This is a genomic window from Aeromonas sp. FDAARGOS 1415 (assembly GCF_019048365.1).
GTDB classification, from domain to species: Bacteria; Pseudomonadota; Gammaproteobacteria; order Enterobacterales; family Aeromonadaceae; genus Aeromonas; species Aeromonas taiwanensis.
Genome location: NZ_CP077363.1, coordinates 2,642,183 through 2,661,174 on the forward strand (window position 1 = coordinate 2,642,183; position 18,992 = coordinate 2,661,174).

Consider the following 18,992-nt stretch of genomic DNA (forward strand, 5'->3'; position numbering starts at 1 on the left):
AGCTATGTGGAAATGGTTGCACCCTTATGCCAAACCCGAGCGCGCCTATGCGCTGGCTGGTACCCTGCTGCCCTGGTTTGCCGCGACAAGTCTGCTCGCCTTCATCGTAGGCACCGTCTGGGGGCTGGCTTTTGCTCCCGCTGACTACCAGCAGGGAGACTCTTTCAGGATCATCTACATCCATGTGCCCTCCGCCATTCTCTCCATGGGGGCCTACTCCACCATGGCGGTGGCGGCCTTCATCGGCCTGGTGTGGCAGCTGCGCATGGCGGACATGACGGTGGCGGCCATCGCCCCGGTGGGCGCCGTGTTCACCTTCATCGCGCTCTTTACCGGCGCCGCCTGGGGCAAGCCCATGTGGGGCACCTGGTGGGTGTGGGACGCGCGTCTCACCTCGGAGCTCATCCTGCTGTTCCTCTATCTCGGTGTCATCGCCCTCTACAACGCCTTCAGCGACAAGGTGGTGGCGGGACGCGCCGCCGGTATCCTGGCGCTGGTGGGGGTGATCAACCTGCCCATCATCCACTACTCGGTGGAGTGGTGGAACACCCTGCACCAGGGCGCCACCATCACCAAGTTTGACAAGCCTTCCATCTCCCCCGAGATGCTGTGGCCGCTGCTGATCATGATCCTGGCGTTTGCCGCCTTCCTGGGAGCCCTGACCCTGATGCGTTTTCGCAATGAGCTCCTGATGCGGGAGTGGCACCGTCCCTGGGTCGCCGACATCGCCAGGCAGGAGAAGTAAGCATGCACTTTGCCTCGTTCAGTGATTTCATGGCCATGGGGGGCTACGCCTTCTACGTCTGGCTCTCCTTCGGTCTGACCGTGCTCTGCCTGGTCGGCATCGTCATTTCTACCCGGTTGAAGACCCGCAGCCTCATGGGCGAACTGCGCAACAAGCAGGCGCGGGAGGCCCGCCGCAAGGCGGCCCAGCAGATGGAGAACACCCTATGAACCCGCGCCGCAAGAAACGCCTCACCATCATACTGGCCATCAGCCTGGGCCTCGCCAGCGTGATCGGCCTGGTGCTCTACGCCCTCAGCCAGAATATCGACCTCTTCTACACCCCGAGCGAGCTGGTGGAGGGCAAGGGGCCGGACAAGATCAAGCCGGAAGAGGGGCAGCGCCTGCGCATCGGCGGCCTGGTGGTGCCGGGGTCTGTGGTGCGGGATCCCAAGAGCCTCAAGGTCTCCTTCAAGCTGGTGGACAACGGTGGCCACATGGTGACGGTGGAATTTGACGGCATCCTGCCGGATCTGTTCCGCGAGGGGCAGGGCATCGTTGCCCAGGGCAGCCTCAAGGATGCCAGCACCGTCAGCGCGTTCGAAGTGCTGGCCAAGCACGACGAGAACTACATGCCGCCGGAAGTGGCGGATGCCACCAACGGCATGCACTTCAAGCCCGAGTACACAGAGGCGCAGCTGAAGGGGGCCAAGCAATGAGTCCCGTCCATCTCCCCCGTTTCACCGCCGGCCCGGCCGGCGTCTGCGTGTCATCGAAAGGAAATAGCCAATGATCCCGGAATTAGGGCAGTTTTCACTGATCCTGGCCTTCGCCACCGCCCTGCTGCTGGGGAGTTACCCGCTGATCGGAGCCCATCTCGGCCGCCTCGGCATGATGTCGGCGGCCCGGCCGCTCGCCTATAGCCAGTTCCTGCTGCTGCTGCTGTCGTTCCTCTGCCTCACCTGGGCCTTTATCGACAACGACTTCACCGTGCAGTACGTGGCCACCAACTCCAACAGCCTGCTGCCGCTGCAGTACCGCATCTCTGCGGTGTGGGGGGCCCACGAGGGGTCCCTGCTGCTCTGGGTACTGACCCTGGGGGGCTGGACCGCGGCCGTCGCCCTGTTCAGCCGCCGCCTGCCGCTGGATGCGGTGGCGCGGGTGCTGGGGGTGCTCGGCCTCATCTCCGTGGGGTTCACCGCCTTCGTGCTGTTCACCTCGGATCCCTTCACCCGCACCCTGCCGTACTTCCCGGTGGACGGGCGCGACCTCAACCCCCTGCTGCAGGATCCCGGCCTCATCTTCCACCCGCCCATGCTCTACATGGGCTATGTGGGCTTCTCGGTGGCCTTCGCGTTTGCCATCGCCTCCCTGATGACGGGGCGGCTCGACGCCACCTGGGCGCGCTGGTCCCGTCCCTGGACCATGGCCGCCTGGGTCTTCCTGACCCTGGGCATAGTGCTGGGCTCCTGGTGGGCCTATTACGAGCTCGGCTGGGGGGGTTGGTGGTTCTGGGATCCGGTGGAAAACGCCTCCTTCATGCCCTGGCTGGCGGGCACGGCCCTGCTGCACTCCCTGGCGGTGAGCGAGAAGCGCGCCACCTTCAAGGCCTGGACAGTGCTGCTGGCGCTCTCGGCGTTCTCCCTGAGCCTGCTTGGCACCTTCCTGGTGCGCTCCGGCGTGCTGGTGTCGGTCCATGCATTTGCCTCCGACCCGACCCGGGGCCTCTTCATCCTGGGCTTCCTGCTGGCGGTGATCGGCAGCTCGCTCCTGCTGTTTGCCTTCAAGGGCTCCCAGGTCAAGAGCCACGGCAAGCACGAGCTGTGGAGCCGGGAGACCCTGCTGCTTGGCAACAATATCCTCTTGGTGGCGGGCCTGCTCACCGTGCTGCTCGGCACCCTGTTGCCCCTGGTACACAAGGAGCTGGGGCTCGGCAGCATCTCCATCGGCACCCCCTTCTTCAACCACATCTACAGCTGGCTCATCATCCCCTTCGCCGTGTTGCTGGGGGTGGGCCCCCTGTTCCGCTGGCGTCGGCAGGAGCTGGGTGAGCTCAAGGGCAAGGTGATCCTCGCCCTGGTGCTGAGCCTGGCCGCCGCCTTCCTGCTGCCGCTCGCCTTCGCCGAGGCGTTCAAGCCCTGGGCCGCGCTCGGCATCGGCCTCGGGACCTGGATCATCGTCACCAGCGTGCAGGAAACCTGGGTGCGTGCCACCCACAAGCACGGCTTCGCCACCGGGGTACGCAAGCTCGGCAACAGCCACTGGGCCATGATCCTGGGCCACGTGGGGCTCGCGGTCAGCATCATCGGCATCGCCTGCACCCAGAACTACAGTATCGAGAAGGACTTGCGCATGCAGGCCGGCGATCGCGTCCAGTTTGCCGATTACGAGTTCGTGTTCACCGGCATTGCCGAGAAGGACGGCCCCAACTATGAGGGCTTCAAGGGCGTGCTGGAAGTGCACCGGGATGGCAAGCAGGTGGCCCTGCTCAAGCCCGAGAAGCGGATGTATACCGTCAGCCGGATGCCGATGACCGAGGCCGCCATCGACGCCGGTCTCACCCGGGATCTCTACGCCGCGCTCGGCGAGCAGCTCGACAACGGCGCCTGGGCGGTGCGGATCTACTACAAACCCTTCGTGCGCTGGATCTGGTTCGGCGGCGTCTTCATGGCCATCGGCGGTGTGCTGGCCATGCTGGACAAGCGCTACCGGTTCGGCCGTCGTGACGAGGAGGCCAAGGCATGAACAAGAAGACCTGGCTCTATCTGCTGCCCTTCATCATCTTCCTGCTGGGGGCCCTGTTCCTGTTCAAGGGGCTCTACTCCGATCCCACCAAGCTCGAATCCGTGATGGTGGACAAGGAGGTGCCCGTGTTCACCCTGCAGGATATCTACGATCTCGACAAGCAGCACGACAGGAGCATCCTCAAGGGGCGCCCCATGCTGCTCAACGTCTGGGCCACCTGGTGCCCGACCTGCTACGGGGAACACACCTACCTCAAGGAGCTGGCGGGGCAGGGGATCTACATCGTCGGCATGAACTACAAGGATGAGCGGGACAAGGCCATCAAGTGGCTGGCGGAGCTCGGCAACCCCTACCAGATCAACCTCTATGACCCCGACGGCATGCTGGGGCTGGATCTGGGGGTCTATGGCGCGCCCGAGACCTTCTTCATCGACAGCCAGGGCATCATCCGCTATCGCCACGTGGGGGACGTGAACCCGGAAGTCTGGGCCAGCACCCTCAAACCCATCTTCGATGCCATGAAGTGAGGCCTCCCCGATGAAAACACTGATCGCATCCCTGTTGCTGCTGGCGGGCCTGTTCGGCGCCGGCCAGGCCAGCGCCGCCATCGATGTCTACACCTTCGACAGCGACGCCCAGGAGCAGACCTTTCGCGAGCTGACCAAGGAGCTGCGCTGCCCCAAGTGCCAGAACCAGGACATCGCGGACTCCAACGCCGGACTCGCCAAGGATCTGCGGGACAAGACCTACCAGATGGTGCGGGAAGGCAAGGACAAGCAGGAAGTGGTGGACTACATGGTGGCCCGCTACGGCAACTTCATCCTCTATGATCCCCCCCTGATGGCCTCGACCCTGATCCTCTGGCTCGGCCCCCTGCTGGTCATCGTCATCGGCGCCGTCACCGTGGTGGTACGCAGTCGCCGCCATGCCCCCGTCACCGCACAACAGCCTGAAGGCGCCCTGAGCGCAGAGGAGCAGGCACGGCTTTCCGCCCTGCTCAAAGAGGAAGAGAAACCATGACCCCATTCTGGATACTGGGTGCCGCCCTGCTGGTGCTGGCAAGCCTGGCGCTGATCGTGCCGCTCTGGCGCGGCGAGGGCCGGCAGAGCATCAGCCGCTCGGCCCTCAACAAGCAGCTCTATCGCCAGCGCCTGCTGGAGATTGGCGAGGAGCGTGAACAGGGCGTCCTGGCGGAGGATCCTGAGTCTTTGGTGGAGCTGCAGCGCAGCCTGCTGGACGACATCCCCGACGTGGAGCAGAGCGCCCGTGGCGGCAAGAGCCTGATCTGGATCCCCGGGGTGCTGGTGCTTGCTGCGGTGAGCGTCGGCCTCTACGCCAAGCTCGGCGCCTGGCAGGAAGTGAGCCGCTGGCAGGATGCCAGCAGCCGGCTGGGAGAGCTCAGCAACCGCATCCTGGTGGAGCGGGACGCCCAGGTGACCGAGCAGGATCTGCTGGACTTCACCCTGGGGCTGCGCACCCGACTGAAAGAGGAACCGAACGACTATCGTGGCTGGCTGCTGCTGGGTCGCCTGACCCTGGATGGCAATGACCCGGAGATGGCCCGCGAGGCGCTGGAGCGTGCCTACGCCCTCGCGCCCCAGAAGGCCATGGTGGCGGTGCCCTATGCCCAGGCCCTGATGATGACGGGAGAGGAGGCCAGGGCGGATCAGCTGTTGCAGACCGTCATCGCCGAGGATCCCGCCAACATCGAGGCCCGTTCCGTCCACGCCTTCATGGCGCTGCAAAAAGAGGATTTCCAGACCGCCCTCGCTCGCTGGCAGGCCATGCTGCCGCTGCTGGAGAAGGGCTCGACCCGTCACACCATGGTGGAGCGCTCCATCGACTATGCGAAGCAGCAACTGCGTCAGCGCGGACTGGCGGTGAACGCCGCCCCTGCCGCACAGGAAGGGGAGGCGCCTGCCCAGGCGCAGGAGGCCCAAGCAGAGGAGGCCCAGGTGCTGGCGATGAAGGAGGGGGAATTCCCGCTTCACATCACCCTGGCGCCGGGTATTCAGCTGCCTGAGGATGCCCACCTGTTCGTGTTTGCGGTGATCCCCAACGGGCCGCCGATGCCCATCGCGGTCAAGCGTATCCCGGGTCCGCACTTCCCGCTCACTCTGTCCCTGGGTGACGGGGACGCCATGATGGAGGGCAGCAAGCTGGCAGCCCATGCCGAACTGCAGTTCAAGGCGCGTCTCTCCCGCGGCGGCAACGTCATGAACAAGGAGGGCGCCTTCGAGGGAGTCTCCGTCACCGTGCCGACAGGCACTCTTCCTGCAGCGCCGATTGACATCCGCATCGATCACGCCCTCTAATACGTCTTTGGTCCGCCCGGAAGGGGCGGGCCATCATATAATTCATACCAATACCCAATAAAAATCTTAGGACTTTCATATGTATCTGCGTTCAGGAGCATTGGCGGTGGCATTGCTGCTTGGAGGCTGTGCGGGCGGCCCTCCCAAGGCGGGCCCAGAGAGCCTGAATATCGGCGAAACCCCCAGCCATCCCGGAGCAACCAGCACGGCCAGCGACCCCCGTGACCCCTTCCAGGGGGCGAACCGGGCCATGTGGGCCGTCAACTACGACGTACTGGAGCCCTATGTAGCCCGTCCTGTGGTGCACGGCTATGCCCGCTATGTCCCGCAAGGGATGAGGGACAGCATCGAGAATTTCGTGGACAACTTCGACGAGCCGAGCAGCATGGTGAACCACCTGCTGGTGGGTGACCTGAAAGGGGCCGGCACCAACCTGGGCCGTTTCACCCTCAACACCACAGTGGGTCTGCTGGGTCTGTTCGACGTGGCCAGGCATGCGGGCCTCGAGCGCAACATGCTGGAGATGGACACCGTGCTCGGCAAGGCCGACATCGGGGATGGCGCCTATCTGATGATGCCGGTCTACGGCCCGACCACGACCCGGGAGCTGGTGGGGGATACCATCGATACCATCTATTTCCCCTATGCCTTGCTGACCTTCCCGCTGCGGGTGGTGCACTGGGCGCTGGACGGCCTCGGCACGCGCTCCAAGCTCATCGATCAGGAGCGGATCATCGATAACGCCCTGGATCCGTATGCCCTGACCAAGGACTTCTACCTCCAGTACAACGACGGCAAGGTGACGGGTCGCAAGCCCGAGCTTCAGGAGCAGAAGCCGCAAGAGGATGAAGGCAACCTGGACGACTACATGGACGAGATCGACCAGTAAGGCCTCCCCGGTTCGACGAGGCGCCTGCGGGCGCCTTTTTCATGGGCGGGAAACGCCAACCATAAAAAACGCCCCGCAAGGGCGGGGCGATTTGGCAAGAGCGCTGTGCTATCAGGCAGCCAGGTTCTTGGCCACGAATTCCCAGTTGACCAGGGCCCAGAAGGTTTCCATGTACTTCGGACGCAGGTTGCGGAAATCGATGTAGTAGGCGTGTTCCCACAGGTCGACGGTCAGCAGCGGAGTGGTACCGGCTTCGGTCAGCGGGCAGCCCGCGTTGGAGGTGTTGACGATGGCCAGGGAGCCGTCAGCCTTCTTCACCAGCCAGGTCCAGCTGGAGCCGAAGTTGCCGATGGCAGACTTGGTGAACGCATCCTTGAACTCGGCGAAGGAGCCGAACGCCTTGGTGATGGCATCGGCCAGGGCGCCGGTAGGCTCGCCACCACCGTTCGGGGAGAGGCAGTGCCAGTAGAAGGTGTGGTTCCAGATCTGGGCGGCGTTGTTGAACACACCGCCAGTGGAGGTCTTGATGATCTCTTCCAGAGACTTGCCTTCAAACTCGGTACCCGGCACCAGGTTGTTCAGGTTGACCACGTAGGTGTTGTGGTGCTTGCCGTGGTGGTATTCCAGGGTTTCCTGGGAGATGTGCGGTTCCAGAGCATTGATTGCATAGGGCAGAGCGGGAAGTTCGAAAGCCATTTTCTACTCTCCATTGGCTGGTCCGTGCGAAGGCGACGGTTGCAAGACATTGCGTACTCTTTTCTGTCTCGAAAAGAATTGTTCTTGAAATGAGGGGGCCTGGCGGCCCAAAGCCCGTCGATTGTAGCAGCATCAAAGATGGGCGAACAACTCTTGATTCTCGCCATGATCCGGATCAAGCTGCGTCGTATTGATGCATGACTTCTTTCGTTCTGAACGGTTTGCCAGTTTGTGGTCTGCCCGGATTGCAGTAGAATGGCCGCCGAAATCGCTCCAGTGAGGCATTTATGGAAACTATCGAAAAGATCAAACAGCAGCTGGCTGAGAATCCCATCATCCTGTACATGAAGGGATCCCCCAAGCTTCCCAGCTGCGGTTTCTCTGCCCAGGCCTCCCAGGCCCTGATGTCCTGCGGCGAGCCCTTCGCCTACGTCGACATCCTGCAAAACCCGGACATCCGCGCCGAGCTGCCGAAATTCGCCAACTGGCCCACCTTCCCGCAGCTGTGGGTCGAGGGGGAGCTGGTCGGTGGCTGCGACATCATGATCGAGATGTTCCAGGCCGGCGAGCTGCAGACCCTGATCAAGGAAACTGCCGCCAAGCACAAGCAGGATGACGCTGCTGCCGAATAAGGCCGCATCCACATCATGCAAAAAGGGGAGCCATTGGCTCCCCTTTTCTTTGCTCCCACGACAGGCATCAGGCGATGCGTTCGAGGCGCGCCATGTAGAAGCCGTCGAAGCCGGTCTCCGCCGGGCTCACGGTGTGATCGTCCAGCAGGCGGAAGTGCTCGTTGGCGGCGAGGAACTTGTCCACCTGCTGGCGGTTCTCCTCGGGCAGGATGGAGCAGGTCGCGTAGACCAGCATGCCGCCCACCTTCACCATCTGGCTGTAGCGCTGCAGGATCTCTTCCTGCAGGGCGACCAGCACCGGCAGACGCTCGGCGGTGTCGCGCCACTTGGCATCCGGGTTGCGCTTGAGCACGCCAAGGCCGGAGCAGGGCACGTCAAGCAGCACCCGATCCGCGCTCTCTTTCAGGCGCTTGACGGTCTTGCTGCTGGTGATGACCCGGGTCTCCACGTTGTGGGCCCCGGCGCGGCGGGCGCGCTGCTTGAGGTTTTCGAGCTTCCACTCTTCCACGTCCATGGCCAGCAGGCGGCCCTTGCCCTGCATCATGGCGGCCAGGTGCAGGGTCTTGCCGCCAGCGCCGGCGCAGGCATCGATCACCCGCATGCCGGGTTTGACGTCGAGAGCGGCCGCCACCAGCTGGGAACCCGCATCCTGCTGCTCGAAGCAGCCATCGGCGAAGGCCTGGGTGCGGAACAGGGCGGCATCCGTGGTGACCTGCAGGGCGGTTTCCACGCCGTCGACGGGCACCGTGGTGACATGCTCCTTGGCCAGGATGGCCTGCAGCTCGTCCCGGGTGCACTTGAGGGTGTTGGTCCGCAGGTAGCGCTTGGGCATCCAGGCCAGGGCGGCGCGCTCGGCAGGCCAGGCCTCACCCAGCTGCTCGCTGCCGAGTTTTTCCAGCCAGGCAGGGCAGCCATCCATCAGCACCGGGTTCTTCTTCGCCTCGGTCAGGCGGCGACGGAACGCCTCCTCGTTGAAGCGATCCAGGGTCGGGTGGTTCGGCTGGTCTATCTTGTGGAAGGCGTGCCAGCTGTGCAGCAGCGGCCAGACGTTCTTCTCGGCCTGACGAACCTGAATGCCGGTCAGGAAGCAGTAGAGGCTGAGGCGGCGCAGCAGATCGCCGGTGACCAGGGCAATCCTTGCCTGTTCTTGCGGTTTGAGTTCGATGCCGGAGAAGTGACGGGCATAGGCGCGGTCGAGGGTAAGACCCTGACCCAGCACATCGTCAACGATGGCAACGATCAGATCCCCGAAACGGGGCAACAGTGGGGACTTGAGCATGAGATTAACCTTGGCCAAAGAAAGGGTGAACCGGCCCCGTCGAAGAGGGGTTCTGGAACGGACAAATCCGCGCAATGATAGGGGCTAGTGTGTCTTGGTGCAACCTTCCCCATCCGGGGAATGTACAGTGGATCTTGCTGGACTAATCGGACCAGCAGACAAATGATGCCGTGGCAGTTCAGGCGAACGCATTTAAAAAGGAATAATAAGATGCATTTGATGAAATTTTCTCCGCTGGCCTTGCTGGTGGCCGGGTTGATGAGCTCTGGCAGTTTGCTGGCGGCGCAGTGGCAGACGGTGGCGGCACGGGCCACCGCCGCCGATGGTTACGAGGTGCGGGCGCATCAGTATCGCGTCGTTACCGCTCCCGCCGATGACCTGGCCGCCCTGAAGGAGGGGGAGCGTCGGCTGACCCTGCCGCTGCCGGATGGTCAGGAGGTCACCTTCAGCCTGCAGCCCTATGATCTGCTGCCGGCGGATCTGGCCGCCAAGTACCCCGCTATCCAGGCCTTCAAGGGGCATGACGAAGCCAATCCCGTCGAGACTGGCCGCTTCGATCTCGGTCCCCAGGGTTTCCACGCCATGTTCAGCCACCAGGGCAAGATGGTGTTCATCGATCCCCTGCGCAATGGTGAGGGCTATGCGGTCTACTACCAGCAGGATGCCCATAGCAGGCTGGAAGAGGAGGCGGACAAGGTCATCGGTGGTGAGGCCAAAAAGCTGGCCCGTCAGGTGCTGGTGGATGGCAACGAGCTCAAGCGCTATGTCATCGCCATCTCGGCGGCGGGGGAGTACACCCAGTTTCACGGGGGCACCGTCGAGGGGGCCCTTGGCGCCATCGCCACCCTGCTCAACCGGGTCAACGAGGTGTATCGGCGCGATGTCGCCGCCGAGTTCCAGCTGGCCAGCGGCAATGACACCATCATCTTCACCGACGCGGCCACGGATCCCTTCTTCAACGGCGATGACCCGTCCGGGTCTGGCCTGAACGATGTCGACGTCAACGTGCAGGTGCAGGCCGATGCCCTGACCAAGGGCTTGGGGGCGTTCGATATCGGTCATGTGGTCAACACCGGAGGCGGCGGTTTGGCGGGGCTCGGCGTGCTCTGTACCGACGGGAAGTCGGCGGGGATGACCGGCTCCCCCAACCCGGTGGGAGACGCCTTCTTCATCGACTACGTGGCCCACGAGATCGGCCACCAGTTCGGTGCCGAGCACACCTTCAACGGCACCACCGGCAGCTGCGGCGGTGGCAACCGGGAGGCGAGCCAGGCCTGGGAGCCCGGCAGCGGCAGCTCCATCATGGCCTACGCGGGGATCTGCGGGGAAGAGGATCTGCAGGCCAACAGCGTGCCCTATTTCCACAGCAAGTCCATCGAGCAGATGCGGGCCCACATGGCCACGGTGTCGAGCTGTGGCACCACGCAGGCGCGCACCAACAATGCACCCCAGGTGGCGGCAGGCAACGATCATGTGATCCCGGCCAACACCCCCTTCGTGCTCAAGGGGAGCGGCACCGATCTGGATAACGACGCCCTGAGCTACACCTGGGAGCAGATCGATCTCGGCACCGAGTCCTTCAGTGCCGCCAGCATGGTGGACGACGGCTCTCGCCCGCTGTTCCGCTTCGTGGCGCCGACCAGCGTGCCGGAGCGCACCCTGCCGAGCCTCACCTCCCTGCTCACCAACACCCTGGCGAAGGGGGAGGCCTGGCCTGCCACCAACCGGGATCTCCATTTCCGCCTCACGGCGCGGGATGGCCAGGGGGGCGTCAGCAGTGATGACATCAAGGTGCAGGTGGTCGACACCGGCAAGGCCTTCGCCCTGACCAGCCCCCTGATCACGCCGATTGCGGCGGGCCAGAAGCAGACCATCGGCTGGGAGGTGGCGGGCACCAGTGCCGCCCCCATCAACTGCAGCAAGGTGGATCTCTTCATGACCCGGGACGAGGGGACGAACTGGACCCTGCTGGCCAGCGGCCAGCCCAACTCGGGCTCTGCGAGCGTCACCATCCCTGCCGGCAGCGACGGTACCGCCAGGTTGAAGGTGGCCTGCAGCGACAACCTCTTCTTCGCCATCAGCCCGGTCAAGCTGTCGGTGACCCAGCGGGTGGAAGAGAGCGGCGGTGGTGGCGGCGGCTCCCTCGGTTTCTGGGCCCTGGCTCTGGGCCTGCTGGGCTGGCAGCGGAGGCGGGCATGAGGCTGGCCAGCGTATTGCTGCTCACCCTGCTAGGCGGCTGTCAGGCCGACGCCGATACCCTGGATCAGGCGGTCAACGCCAGCCTGGACAAGCAGGATTACCGGCTCATCGTGCGGGCCGGGCGCGGTGAAGTGGCTCCCGGTATCGGGGCAGACGAGCAAGCTTCGGCCAAGGCGCGCTGCGGCGTGCGCTATCTCGAGGGGTTCGGCGATGTGATCAAGCCGGACCAGAAGGAGGCGCATGCCAGGCTGAGCGCCTATGCGGCGCAATACAACCAGCGCATGCTGGCCCATTGTCCGCCCGAGGGCGGCAAACCCTAGGCATTGTTGTCCTGTGGTAGGAAAAGGGAGGCTGATGCCTCCCTTTGTCTTTGCCGCCATTTGGCCGAGACGAGGCTTGTACCCATGGCGTGCTCGTCGCACAATGCCTCCACGCATCGCCGCATGGGCGGCAAAGAGAGAAGGAAAATCAAGATGATGGATGTGGCTGATCTGCGTCGTGAATACACCCGGGGCGGATTACACCGGGCCGATCTGCCGGCCGAGCCCCTCGCACTGTTCGAGAAGTGGCTGGCCCAGGCGTGCGAAGCCAGGCTGACCGATCCCACTGCCATGGTGGTGGCCACCGTGGACGCTGACGGACAGCCCTGGCAGCGTACCGTGCTGCTCAAGCACTACGATGCCCAGGGCATGGTCTTCTACACCAACATGGGCAGCCGCAAGGCGCACCAGCTAGAGGGCAATCCCCGCATCAGCCTGCTCTTCCCCTGGCATACCCTCGATCGCCAGGTCCATGTCACCGGCCGGGTGGAGAAGCTCGGCCCCCTCGAGGTGATGAAGTATTTCCACAGCCGCCCCAAGGACAGCCAGATTGCCGCCTGGGTCTCCAAGCAGTCCAGCCGCATCTCGGCACGCGGTGTGCTGGAAGCCAAGTTCCTCGAACTCAAGCAGAAGTTTGCCAGTGGCGAGGTGCCGCTGCCGAGCTTCTGGGGCGGTTTCAGGGTGAAGATCGACACCGTCGAGTTCTGGCAGGGGGGGGAGCATCGCCTGCACGATCGCTTCTACTACACCCGCGAAGGGGAAGGCTGGCACATCGAGCGGCTGGCTCCCTGATGCAGGTCGCCAGGCTCCTCCTGAAAGCGCAGCTGTGCATCGGCGAGCGCGGTTGAGCGGCGGAGCCGTGCCATGGCGCGTGATCCGTACCCGGTGATCTGCACGGTTTTAACCCGTGCCAACCTCCCGTCACCACAGGGGGATGTATGGATCTGTTGATCGAGGGGGCGCTCTGGCGACCTCACTGGCAGGGGGCGCTGCTGGACTGGCAGCGCCAGGGGCATCGCTGGTGCTTGCTGCTCGGCAAGGGGGAGGTGCCAGCGCCGTGGGGGGCCTGCCCGCCGGACAAGATCCTCTCGGCCAGCGCCCTGCTCAGCGCCTGGCTCGGGGACGCGGCATCCCCCGTGATGGCGGCGGATCCCAGTCAACAGATCCTGATCGCCGCCTCCGGCACCCTGCTGACCCTGGCCAGGGAGCATGGCCTGCGCACTCTGGGGCCCGCAGGAGCCGACCACCCACTGAGATCCGATGATGACCTTGGGCACGCCCTGCAACGCCTGCTCGCCCGGCGCCTGACCACGCCTGTGCTGCGTGACGCCGGCACCCAGGATTCTCCGGCGCTGGTGCTGCGACCCCTGCAGCCCGGCGATGAGAGCGCCATCCTGTGCTATTGCTCGGACGAGGCGATCGCCCGCTATACCCTCAATATCCCCCATCCCTATCCGCCGGAGAGTGCCCGGGACTGGCTCGCCATGAGCGGGCGCAAGACGGCCCTGGGGCTGGGGCGAACCTGGGCTTTGACCCTGCCGGAGGGGGAGGCGTCGGCCCCGCTGATCGGGGCCATCTCCCTGCACTGGCACGGGGAGCTGGCCTGGTGGCTGGGCGTGCCCTGGCAGCGCAGGGGGCTGGCCACCCGGGCCGGGCACCTGGTCAGGCAGTTTGCCTTCGAGCAGTTGCACCTGCCTGCCCTGACCGCCCGCCACATGCCGGGCAACCTCGCCTCCGGCCGGGTGATGGCCAGGCTTGGCATGCACCATTGCGGGCGCTGGCCCGACTCGGTGCGAGAAGCCATCGAGCTCGATCACTGGCGGCTGGACAGGGCCCCCTCCCTGCCGGCGGATCTGATGGCAAGGCTGGCCCCCTTGCTTGCGGACGAGCAGGTGGTGGTGGCCATACTGCACGACGAGAGCGGCGGGGGCGCGGCCCTGGCGCTCTTCATGGCAGGGAAGGTCACGGAAGGCGAGCTGACACTCTGCGGGCTCAGGGTGCGTCGCTATCCCCTCGCCAGGCTGGAGCCGGACGCCCCCGCAATGCCGGAACATGGGGGCGGCGTACTGCTCAAGGAGCAGGGAAGGCTCGGCCTTGCCTATCTGCTGCGCTGTGCCGGCCAACCGGGAGGCCTGTGAGGGGCTAGTGGGGGAGAGAGTTGTCAGGGCGCGGGTGCCCGTGATTTTCCTGAGTCCGTCCTCCCATTTTCAGACAATGGCACTCAAGTGGCGGGCAATTTCTGTGAAATAATGGCCGCCCTGCTGTACGAGGAGTAACGCTGTATGTTGAGAACCGAGCGTCCCGGCGACATGTTGCCAGTCTATGAGCTGGTGAGTGCCGCCTTTGGTCGTCCCGACGAGGCCGAGCTGGTCAACCGCCTGCGCGAGTGTGGGGCCGCCGTGGTCACCATGGTCGAAGAGGAAGAGTACGAGTTCATGGGGCACCTGATGCTGAGCCCGATCACCATTGCCGGGCAGGAAGGGCCCTGGCTCGGGCTGGCCCCGGTGGCCGTCCATCCCGACTGGCAGGGGCAGGGCATCGGCTCGGATCTGGTACGAGAGGGGCTGGACACGGCGCTGGAGATGGACTGGAAGGCGGTGGTCGTGCTCGGCGATCCCGCTTACTACCGCCGTTTCGGATTCAGGCCCGCGAGCGACTTCGGGCTGCACTGCATCTACGAGGTGCCCGCCGACTGCTTCATGGCGATGGAGCTGCAACCTGGCGGCCTCGATGGCGTGCGCGGCGAGGTGCTCTATCACCCCTTGTTTGACGAGCTGGAAGAAGAGCCGGCATCGGACGAGTGAACAAGAAGGTGATGAAACGATGCCGCCCCCAGGGGCGGCATCTGTTTTTATGGCCGGTGGATACACGCCACGGGGCTTAAATGGACTGCTGCTTGGCCTCGTACATCGCCTTGTCGGCCGCCCCGATGAGTTGTTCGGCCGTGAGGAAACTCTCGTTGCCGGTCACGCAGATGCCGATGCTGATGGAGTACTCGGGGTAGGAGGTGCTGAAGGCCGCCTCGATGCGATCGCTGATGTGCAGGGCGGTGGCCTTGCTGGCCTCGGGCAGGATGACACAGAACTCGTCCCCTCCGATCCGGCAGGGGAAGTCCGTGTTGCGGCAGCTATCCGAGATGGCCCGCCCCAGGGTCTGCAGGACTTCATCCCCCTTGGCATGGCCAAAGGTGTCATTGATGAACTTGAACTTGTTGACGTCGATATAGATCACCGACAGGTAGGTCTTGCGACGGACGGCTGTATTGAGCTCGCGAACGATGGCGCGCAGCATGGCCCGCTTGTTGTAAAGCTCGGTGAGGGGATCGCGCTCCGCATGGGCACTCAGGATCTTGGACTTCTCCTCCAGCTCGCGGGCATAGGCTTCCATCCGTTTCTTGGCATTCTCGACGGCGCTGAGCAGGGTGCCGATATAGGTATCAAACACCAGCGCCGTGTCGAAGCTGATGAGCTTGTCGAGGGCGCGCAACACCTGCGGCAACTCTGTCTGATCGGGCATGTGGGCGATCAGCACGTCTTCCACCAGATATTTGAGAGTGCAGCTGGCGGAGAGGTAGAGCTTGGGTTCCACACCGATCCGCTTGTGCACCAGGCCGATGCGAAGTCGGCTGTTGACATAGGTGTGATCGTAGTGGCCGGAGAAGAGATCCTGAATGTAGCGTCGCTGGGCACTGCGCAGTCGCCGCAAGGTGTCGGAGTCGCCGATCAGCAGGGCAATCTCATCAAACTCCGTCTGTTTCTCGTAAAACTTCTCGACGATGCTGTCGAGATGCTGCTCGATGATGGGCTGCTGCTGCGCGAGAAGATCCAGCTCGGCCTGGGTCAGCTTGAAGAGATCCATCCTGTGCTGGATCTCGACCTCATTGATGTTGAATTGCTCAAGCAATGTTTTCTCAATCAACATGGTTACCTCATGTCTCCGGGCCGGGTGCCGGGGGATGGCGATTATCGTCTTCTTCTGGTCATTGCCTGGTGGAAGCCGGCGTCCACCGATGCCCATGGTCCTGCAAAATGTGTCGAATGAAGCAGCACACTAATACTATCTAGCTGTTTTTATTAAAAAACAATATGCCGTATGAGGAATGTGTCCCCGGGGGCGCACAAGTCATGTGCTTGTCAATTCTCCTCGCCTCGCAGAAGCGGCGTGCCCCCTTCTGCTGCTGTCAATCGAGCCTCTTGCCCGGCAACACGCCATGACAAGAAGGGTCTGCCTCCGTCCCGCTTGTCAGCCTCAAGGTGACAGGATAGGGGGCCCGGGTGCGCCGGGCCTCACCACGGATCACTGCGCCAGCGACTTGAGCTGCTGCTTGGTGGGCGGGTTGTCCCAGTCGATGGGGCCGTGGGTGAAGCGGTACTGCAGCCTTGGCAGGCTGAGCTCCAGCCACTCCTCCCGGAAGTAGGCATAGCCCAGATCCCAGTCAGGATCGTTGGCCCAGCCGGTCTGCAGGAAGTGAAGTCGGGTGCCCTGGCCTTCCGGCACGAAGCGCAAGCTGACCTGGGTCTTCTGCTGGCGGATATGGGGGAAACTCGGGGGGAAATTCCAGCTGAAACTCAACAGATCATGGGGCATGACCGCCATCACGCGGCACCCTTCGCTGCCACGCTCCCCCAGGGGGGCGTCGGGTCTGAAATAGATTTCGAACGGTCCATTGGGTTCCGGCACCATGAGGCACTCCGGTGCCAGGAAGCTGCGCAGGCCGCTCTCCGTGGTCCAGGCATGCCAGACATCGTCAATGTGGGCGGGTATCAGAATACTGCCTTCTATCTGCTTGTTATCCATAAATCAATGAACCTCAAACCAGCCAAGGACGGGACTTGGGCAGTATAGCCCCTCGGATGAGAAAATAGGCAGCCCTGTGTCACAGGGTTTTGTCTTCAATAGGGTCCATGCTGCCGAGTTGACACCACGGCGGGATCCATCGAGAGTGGGAAAGCGTGACGACCCACTTCAAGGATGGCTTCATGATCCGAATGATGAGAGATGCAGACGAACCCCTGCTGGCGCAACTGTTTCTGAAAGGACGGCGCCAGGCTTTTCACTGGGTCGATCCCTCCCTGTTCCGGCTGGAAGATTTTGCCGAGCAGACCCGGGGCGAGCAGATCTGGGTGGCGGAGAAGGGGGGTAATCCCTGTGGCTTTGTCTCCATCTGGGGGGCCGAGAGCTTCGTGCATCACCTCTATGTGGTGGCGGACTGGCACGGACAGGGCATGGGGCGTGCCTTGCTGGCGACTGGTTTGGCCGGATACCCGTCCCCCGCGTCACTCAAGGTGGCCACGCGCAACACGACGGCGATGGCCTTCTATCACCGCCTGGGCTGGGAAAACACGGAGGAGACCGGCCACTGCGAGATCACCGGGCCCTGGCGCAGACTGGTCCTGACGCCCGATGCCGAAGGGGAATGAGCCGCTGACCTGCTGCGGCAACCGGCACACCGCGCATTAACCTCCTGCCCGGGCGGGACATAAAAAAGCCACTTCGCGGGAAGTGACTCTACAGGACATCCGGGGTAGGGTCAGGCTCTGATGGCGCATTGCCGCGCCTGACCCCCGCTGGCGGGAGCCTGCCTAGCCTTGACCCAGGGTGTCCTCGCGCCGTCGCCTACTCGGCGTCAGTACCTCCCCTTTCTCACACCGGCTTGATGTTCTGGTTCATGCGAAAGAAGTTGGCGGGATCGTACTTCTTCTTGAGCGCCACCAGGCGATCGTAGGTCGCACCGTAGGCGAAGGAGATGCGATCCGTCTCGTCCTGGGTCAGGAAGTTGATGTAGGCGCCGCTGCTGGCAAAGGGTTGTGACGCGGCGAAAAATTCGCGCGCCCAGGCGATGCAATGGGCATCCTCGCCGGCCGACTCCCAGCGGCCGTGCACGTTCATCACATAGTGGGCATCCCGGCTCGAGTAGGCCATCGCCTCAGGGGAGACGCGGGCCGTCTGGCCACCGATCGTGCCGATGAAGATCTCGCACTGGGGTGAGGGCAACTTGCCGGCGTACTCGATGATGGCGTCAATGGCGCCGTCGCTCAGCCGCGCAAAGTTGTGCGACTTCCAGTAGTTGCGTGCCCCCTTCGTCAGGAGGGGATCGAACGCCTGTTGCCAGGCGACGTATGGCTGCACCCCGACGTGTTCGCCTAGCACGGTGCCGAACCCGCGCAGCGGTGCGATCAGCTTTTCGCCCTCCTTGGGATCCCCCGCGTAACACAGGGCGAGGGCGACCATCTCCTTGCCGTGTGCCTCGGCGGGCAGGAAGGGGAGGGGCGGCGCCTTGCGCGTGACCATCCAGACGCTGAGTTCATCCGGCATGGTCTCGGTGAAGCGGGCGAACTGCGTGATCACGGACTTCGCCTGGTCGAATGGAAAGACGATGAGCCCGCTCAGCACATCCGGCCCGATGGTATGGAGCTGGAACTCGAAGCGGGTGACGATACCGAAGTTGCCGCCGCCACCGCGCAGCCCCCAGAAGAGATCCGCGTGTTCCGCGTCGCTGGCGTGCAACAGGCTGCCATCGGCGGTGACGACCTCGGCGGCGATCAGATTGTCGATGGTCATGCCGAACTTGCGGCTCAGCCAGCCAAAGCCTCCGCCGAGGGTCAGGCCGGCTACCCCTGTGGTGGAGTTGATGCCCAGCGGCGTGGCGAGGCCATGACGCTGGGCGGCCGCATCCACATCGGCCAGGGTGCAGCCTGGCCCGACGCTGGCCCGGCGGGTTGCCGGGTCCACCTGCACGCCGTTCATCGGCGAGAGATCTATCATCAGGCCGTCGTCGCACACGGCATTGCCCGCGATGTTGTGTCCGCCCCCCCGGATGGAGACGAGGAGGCTGTGCTTGTGGGCGAACGTGACGGCTTGCACGACATCGCCGGTGGACGTGCAGCGGGCGATGAGCGCGGGTCGACGGTCTATCATGGCGTTCCAGATCTGGCGCACCTCGTCGTAACCTGTGTCGTCAGAACGCAGTACGTCACCCCGGAAGTGCGCTTTGAGCGCCTGGATATCTGCATCTTGTAACGGTTTCATGGCACTGCCCTTTTTGTGTACACCTGACCACTGATTATGGTGCGATTCACCAAGGGTGCTTATGAGGCGGGAGCGTGTTTGGTCCATCAGTAGCGAATGGCGCAGTGCCTGAGTCGTTCAACTAGGTGCTGTTCATGTTCTGATGGCGGTTGTGCCGGACCGGTC

The 18,992-nt window shown here is 63.7% G+C and carries 20 protein-coding genes; 15 read left to right on the forward strand and 5 right to left on the reverse strand.

The features are described from left to right. The first annotated feature begins 4 nt into the window (after positions 1-4). From I6L45_RS12595 to I6L45_RS12630, 8 genes are all read left to right on the forward strand, one after another. Positions 5-745, forward strand: a complete 741-nt coding sequence (locus I6L45_RS12595) for a heme ABC transporter permease (RefSeq protein WP_216982238.1) — start codon at positions 5-7, stop codon at positions 743-745. 2 nt (positions 746-747) lie between these two features. Continuing rightward, positions 748-954 carry a heme exporter protein CcmD gene (ccmD, locus tag I6L45_RS12600; RefSeq protein ID WP_043808445.1) on the forward strand — a complete coding sequence of 69 codons (207 nt, stop codon included), beginning with the start codon at positions 748-750 and terminating at the stop codon, positions 952-954. Next, positions 951-1,442 (forward strand): cytochrome c maturation protein CcmE, encoded by a 492-nt coding sequence (gene ccmE, locus I6L45_RS12605; RefSeq protein WP_210548187.1) that lies wholly within the window; start codon positions 951-953, stop codon positions 1,440-1,442. Before ccmD ends, ccmE begins: the two co-directional genes overlap by 4 nt. A 70-nt stretch (positions 1,443-1,512) precedes the next feature. Further along, entirely contained in the window at positions 1,513-3,468 is a 1,956-nt protein-coding gene (locus I6L45_RS12610) for a heme lyase CcmF/NrfE family subunit (RefSeq protein ID WP_216982239.1), read from the forward strand. After that, positions 3,465-3,995: a DsbE family thiol:disulfide interchange protein gene (locus tag I6L45_RS12615; protein ID WP_043761950.1), complete on the forward strand. Its 531-nt coding sequence runs from the start codon at positions 3,465-3,467 to the stop codon at positions 3,993-3,995. Before I6L45_RS12610 ends, I6L45_RS12615 begins: the two co-directional genes overlap by 4 nt. Before the next feature lie 10 nt (positions 3,996-4,005). Next, on the forward strand, positions 4,006-4,488 hold the full coding sequence (locus tag I6L45_RS12620) for a cytochrome c-type biogenesis protein (protein WP_043761948.1): 483 nt from the start codon (positions 4,006-4,008) through the stop codon (positions 4,486-4,488). Beyond that, positions 4,485-5,783, forward strand: a complete 1,299-nt coding sequence (ccmI, locus tag I6L45_RS12625; protein WP_216982240.1) for a c-type cytochrome biogenesis protein CcmI — start codon at positions 4,485-4,487, stop codon at positions 5,781-5,783. The genes I6L45_RS12620 and ccmI overlap by 4 nt, the downstream gene beginning before the upstream one ends. Before the next feature lie 79 nt (positions 5,784-5,862). After that, positions 5,863-6,672, forward strand: coding sequence for a VacJ family lipoprotein (locus tag I6L45_RS12630; RefSeq protein WP_210548191.1), 810 nt, complete (start codon positions 5,863-5,865; stop codon positions 6,670-6,672). A 111-nt stretch (positions 6,673-6,783) separates the two neighbouring features. On the opposite strand, the gene sodB is transcribed toward I6L45_RS12630, so the two are convergent. After that, positions 6,784-7,368: a superoxide dismutase [Fe] gene (sodB, locus tag I6L45_RS12635; protein ID WP_010673954.1), complete on the reverse strand. Its 585-nt coding sequence runs from the start codon at positions 7,366-7,368 to the stop codon at positions 6,784-6,786. Positions 7,369-7,655: 287 nt separating this feature from the next. Here sodB and I6L45_RS12640 point away from each other — a divergent pair, with 287 nt between their 5' ends. After that, positions 7,656-8,000, forward strand: coding sequence for a Grx4 family monothiol glutaredoxin (locus tag I6L45_RS12640; RefSeq protein WP_010673955.1), 345 nt, complete (start codon positions 7,656-7,658; stop codon positions 7,998-8,000). A gap of 67 nt (positions 8,001-8,067) precedes the next feature. Here I6L45_RS12640 and I6L45_RS12645 read toward each other — a convergent pair whose 3' ends face one another. Next, on the reverse strand, positions 8,068-9,279 hold the full coding sequence (locus I6L45_RS12645; protein ID WP_216982241.1) for an RsmB/NOP family class I SAM-dependent RNA methyltransferase: 1,212 nt from the start codon (positions 9,277-9,279) through the stop codon (positions 8,068-8,070). 210 nt (positions 9,280-9,489) lie between these two features. Between I6L45_RS12645 and I6L45_RS12650 the strand changes: the two genes are divergently transcribed. From I6L45_RS12650 to I6L45_RS12670, 5 genes are all read left to right on the forward strand, one after another. Next, positions 9,490-11,478 (forward strand): reprolysin-like metallopeptidase, encoded by a 1,989-nt coding sequence (locus tag I6L45_RS12650; RefSeq protein WP_216982242.1) that lies wholly within the window; start codon positions 9,490-9,492, stop codon positions 11,476-11,478. After that, positions 11,475-11,798: a hypothetical protein gene (locus I6L45_RS12655; protein ID WP_216982243.1), complete on the forward strand. Its 324-nt coding sequence runs from the start codon at positions 11,475-11,477 to the stop codon at positions 11,796-11,798. Before I6L45_RS12650 ends, I6L45_RS12655 begins: the two co-directional genes overlap by 4 nt. A 153-nt stretch (positions 11,799-11,951) precedes the next feature. Then, positions 11,952-12,590, forward strand: coding sequence for a pyridoxamine 5'-phosphate oxidase (gene pdxH, locus I6L45_RS12660; RefSeq protein WP_210548195.1), 639 nt, complete (start codon positions 11,952-11,954; stop codon positions 12,588-12,590). Between the two features lie 146 nt (positions 12,591-12,736). After that, the gene (locus I6L45_RS12665; RefSeq protein ID WP_216982244.1) at positions 12,737-13,936 is read left to right on the forward strand and encodes a GNAT family N-acetyltransferase; all 1,200 of its coding nucleotides are present in this window, start codon (positions 12,737-12,739) and stop codon (positions 13,934-13,936) included. Positions 13,937-14,080: 144 nt separating this feature from the next. Beyond that, complete coding sequence (locus I6L45_RS12670) at positions 14,081-14,602, forward strand: GNAT family N-acetyltransferase (RefSeq protein WP_043761935.1); 522 nt, start codon at positions 14,081-14,083, stop codon at positions 14,600-14,602. Positions 14,603-14,678: 76 nt separating this feature from the next. On the opposite strand, the gene I6L45_RS12675 is transcribed toward I6L45_RS12670, so the two are convergent. Further along, complete coding sequence (locus I6L45_RS12675; protein WP_167576852.1) at positions 14,679-15,719, reverse strand: GGDEF domain-containing protein; 1,041 nt, start codon at positions 15,717-15,719, stop codon at positions 14,679-14,681. A gap of 375 nt (positions 15,720-16,094) precedes the next feature. Next, the gene (locus I6L45_RS12680) at positions 16,095-16,595 is read right to left on the reverse strand and encodes an SRPBCC domain-containing protein (RefSeq protein ID WP_043761930.1); all 501 of its coding nucleotides are present in this window, start codon (positions 16,593-16,595) and stop codon (positions 16,095-16,097) included. Between the two features lie 182 nt (positions 16,596-16,777). On the opposite strand from I6L45_RS12680, the gene I6L45_RS12685 reads away from it, so the two are divergent. Beyond that, positions 16,778-17,218: a GNAT family N-acetyltransferase gene (locus tag I6L45_RS12685; RefSeq protein WP_216982245.1), complete on the forward strand. Its 441-nt coding sequence runs from the start codon at positions 16,778-16,780 to the stop codon at positions 17,216-17,218. 223 nt (positions 17,219-17,441) lie between these two features. Here I6L45_RS12685 and I6L45_RS12690 read toward each other — a convergent pair whose 3' ends face one another. Next, entirely contained in the window at positions 17,442-18,827 is a 1,386-nt protein-coding gene (locus I6L45_RS12690; RefSeq protein WP_216982246.1) for an FAD-binding oxidoreductase, read from the reverse strand. Positions 18,828-18,992 lie beyond the last annotated feature (165 nt).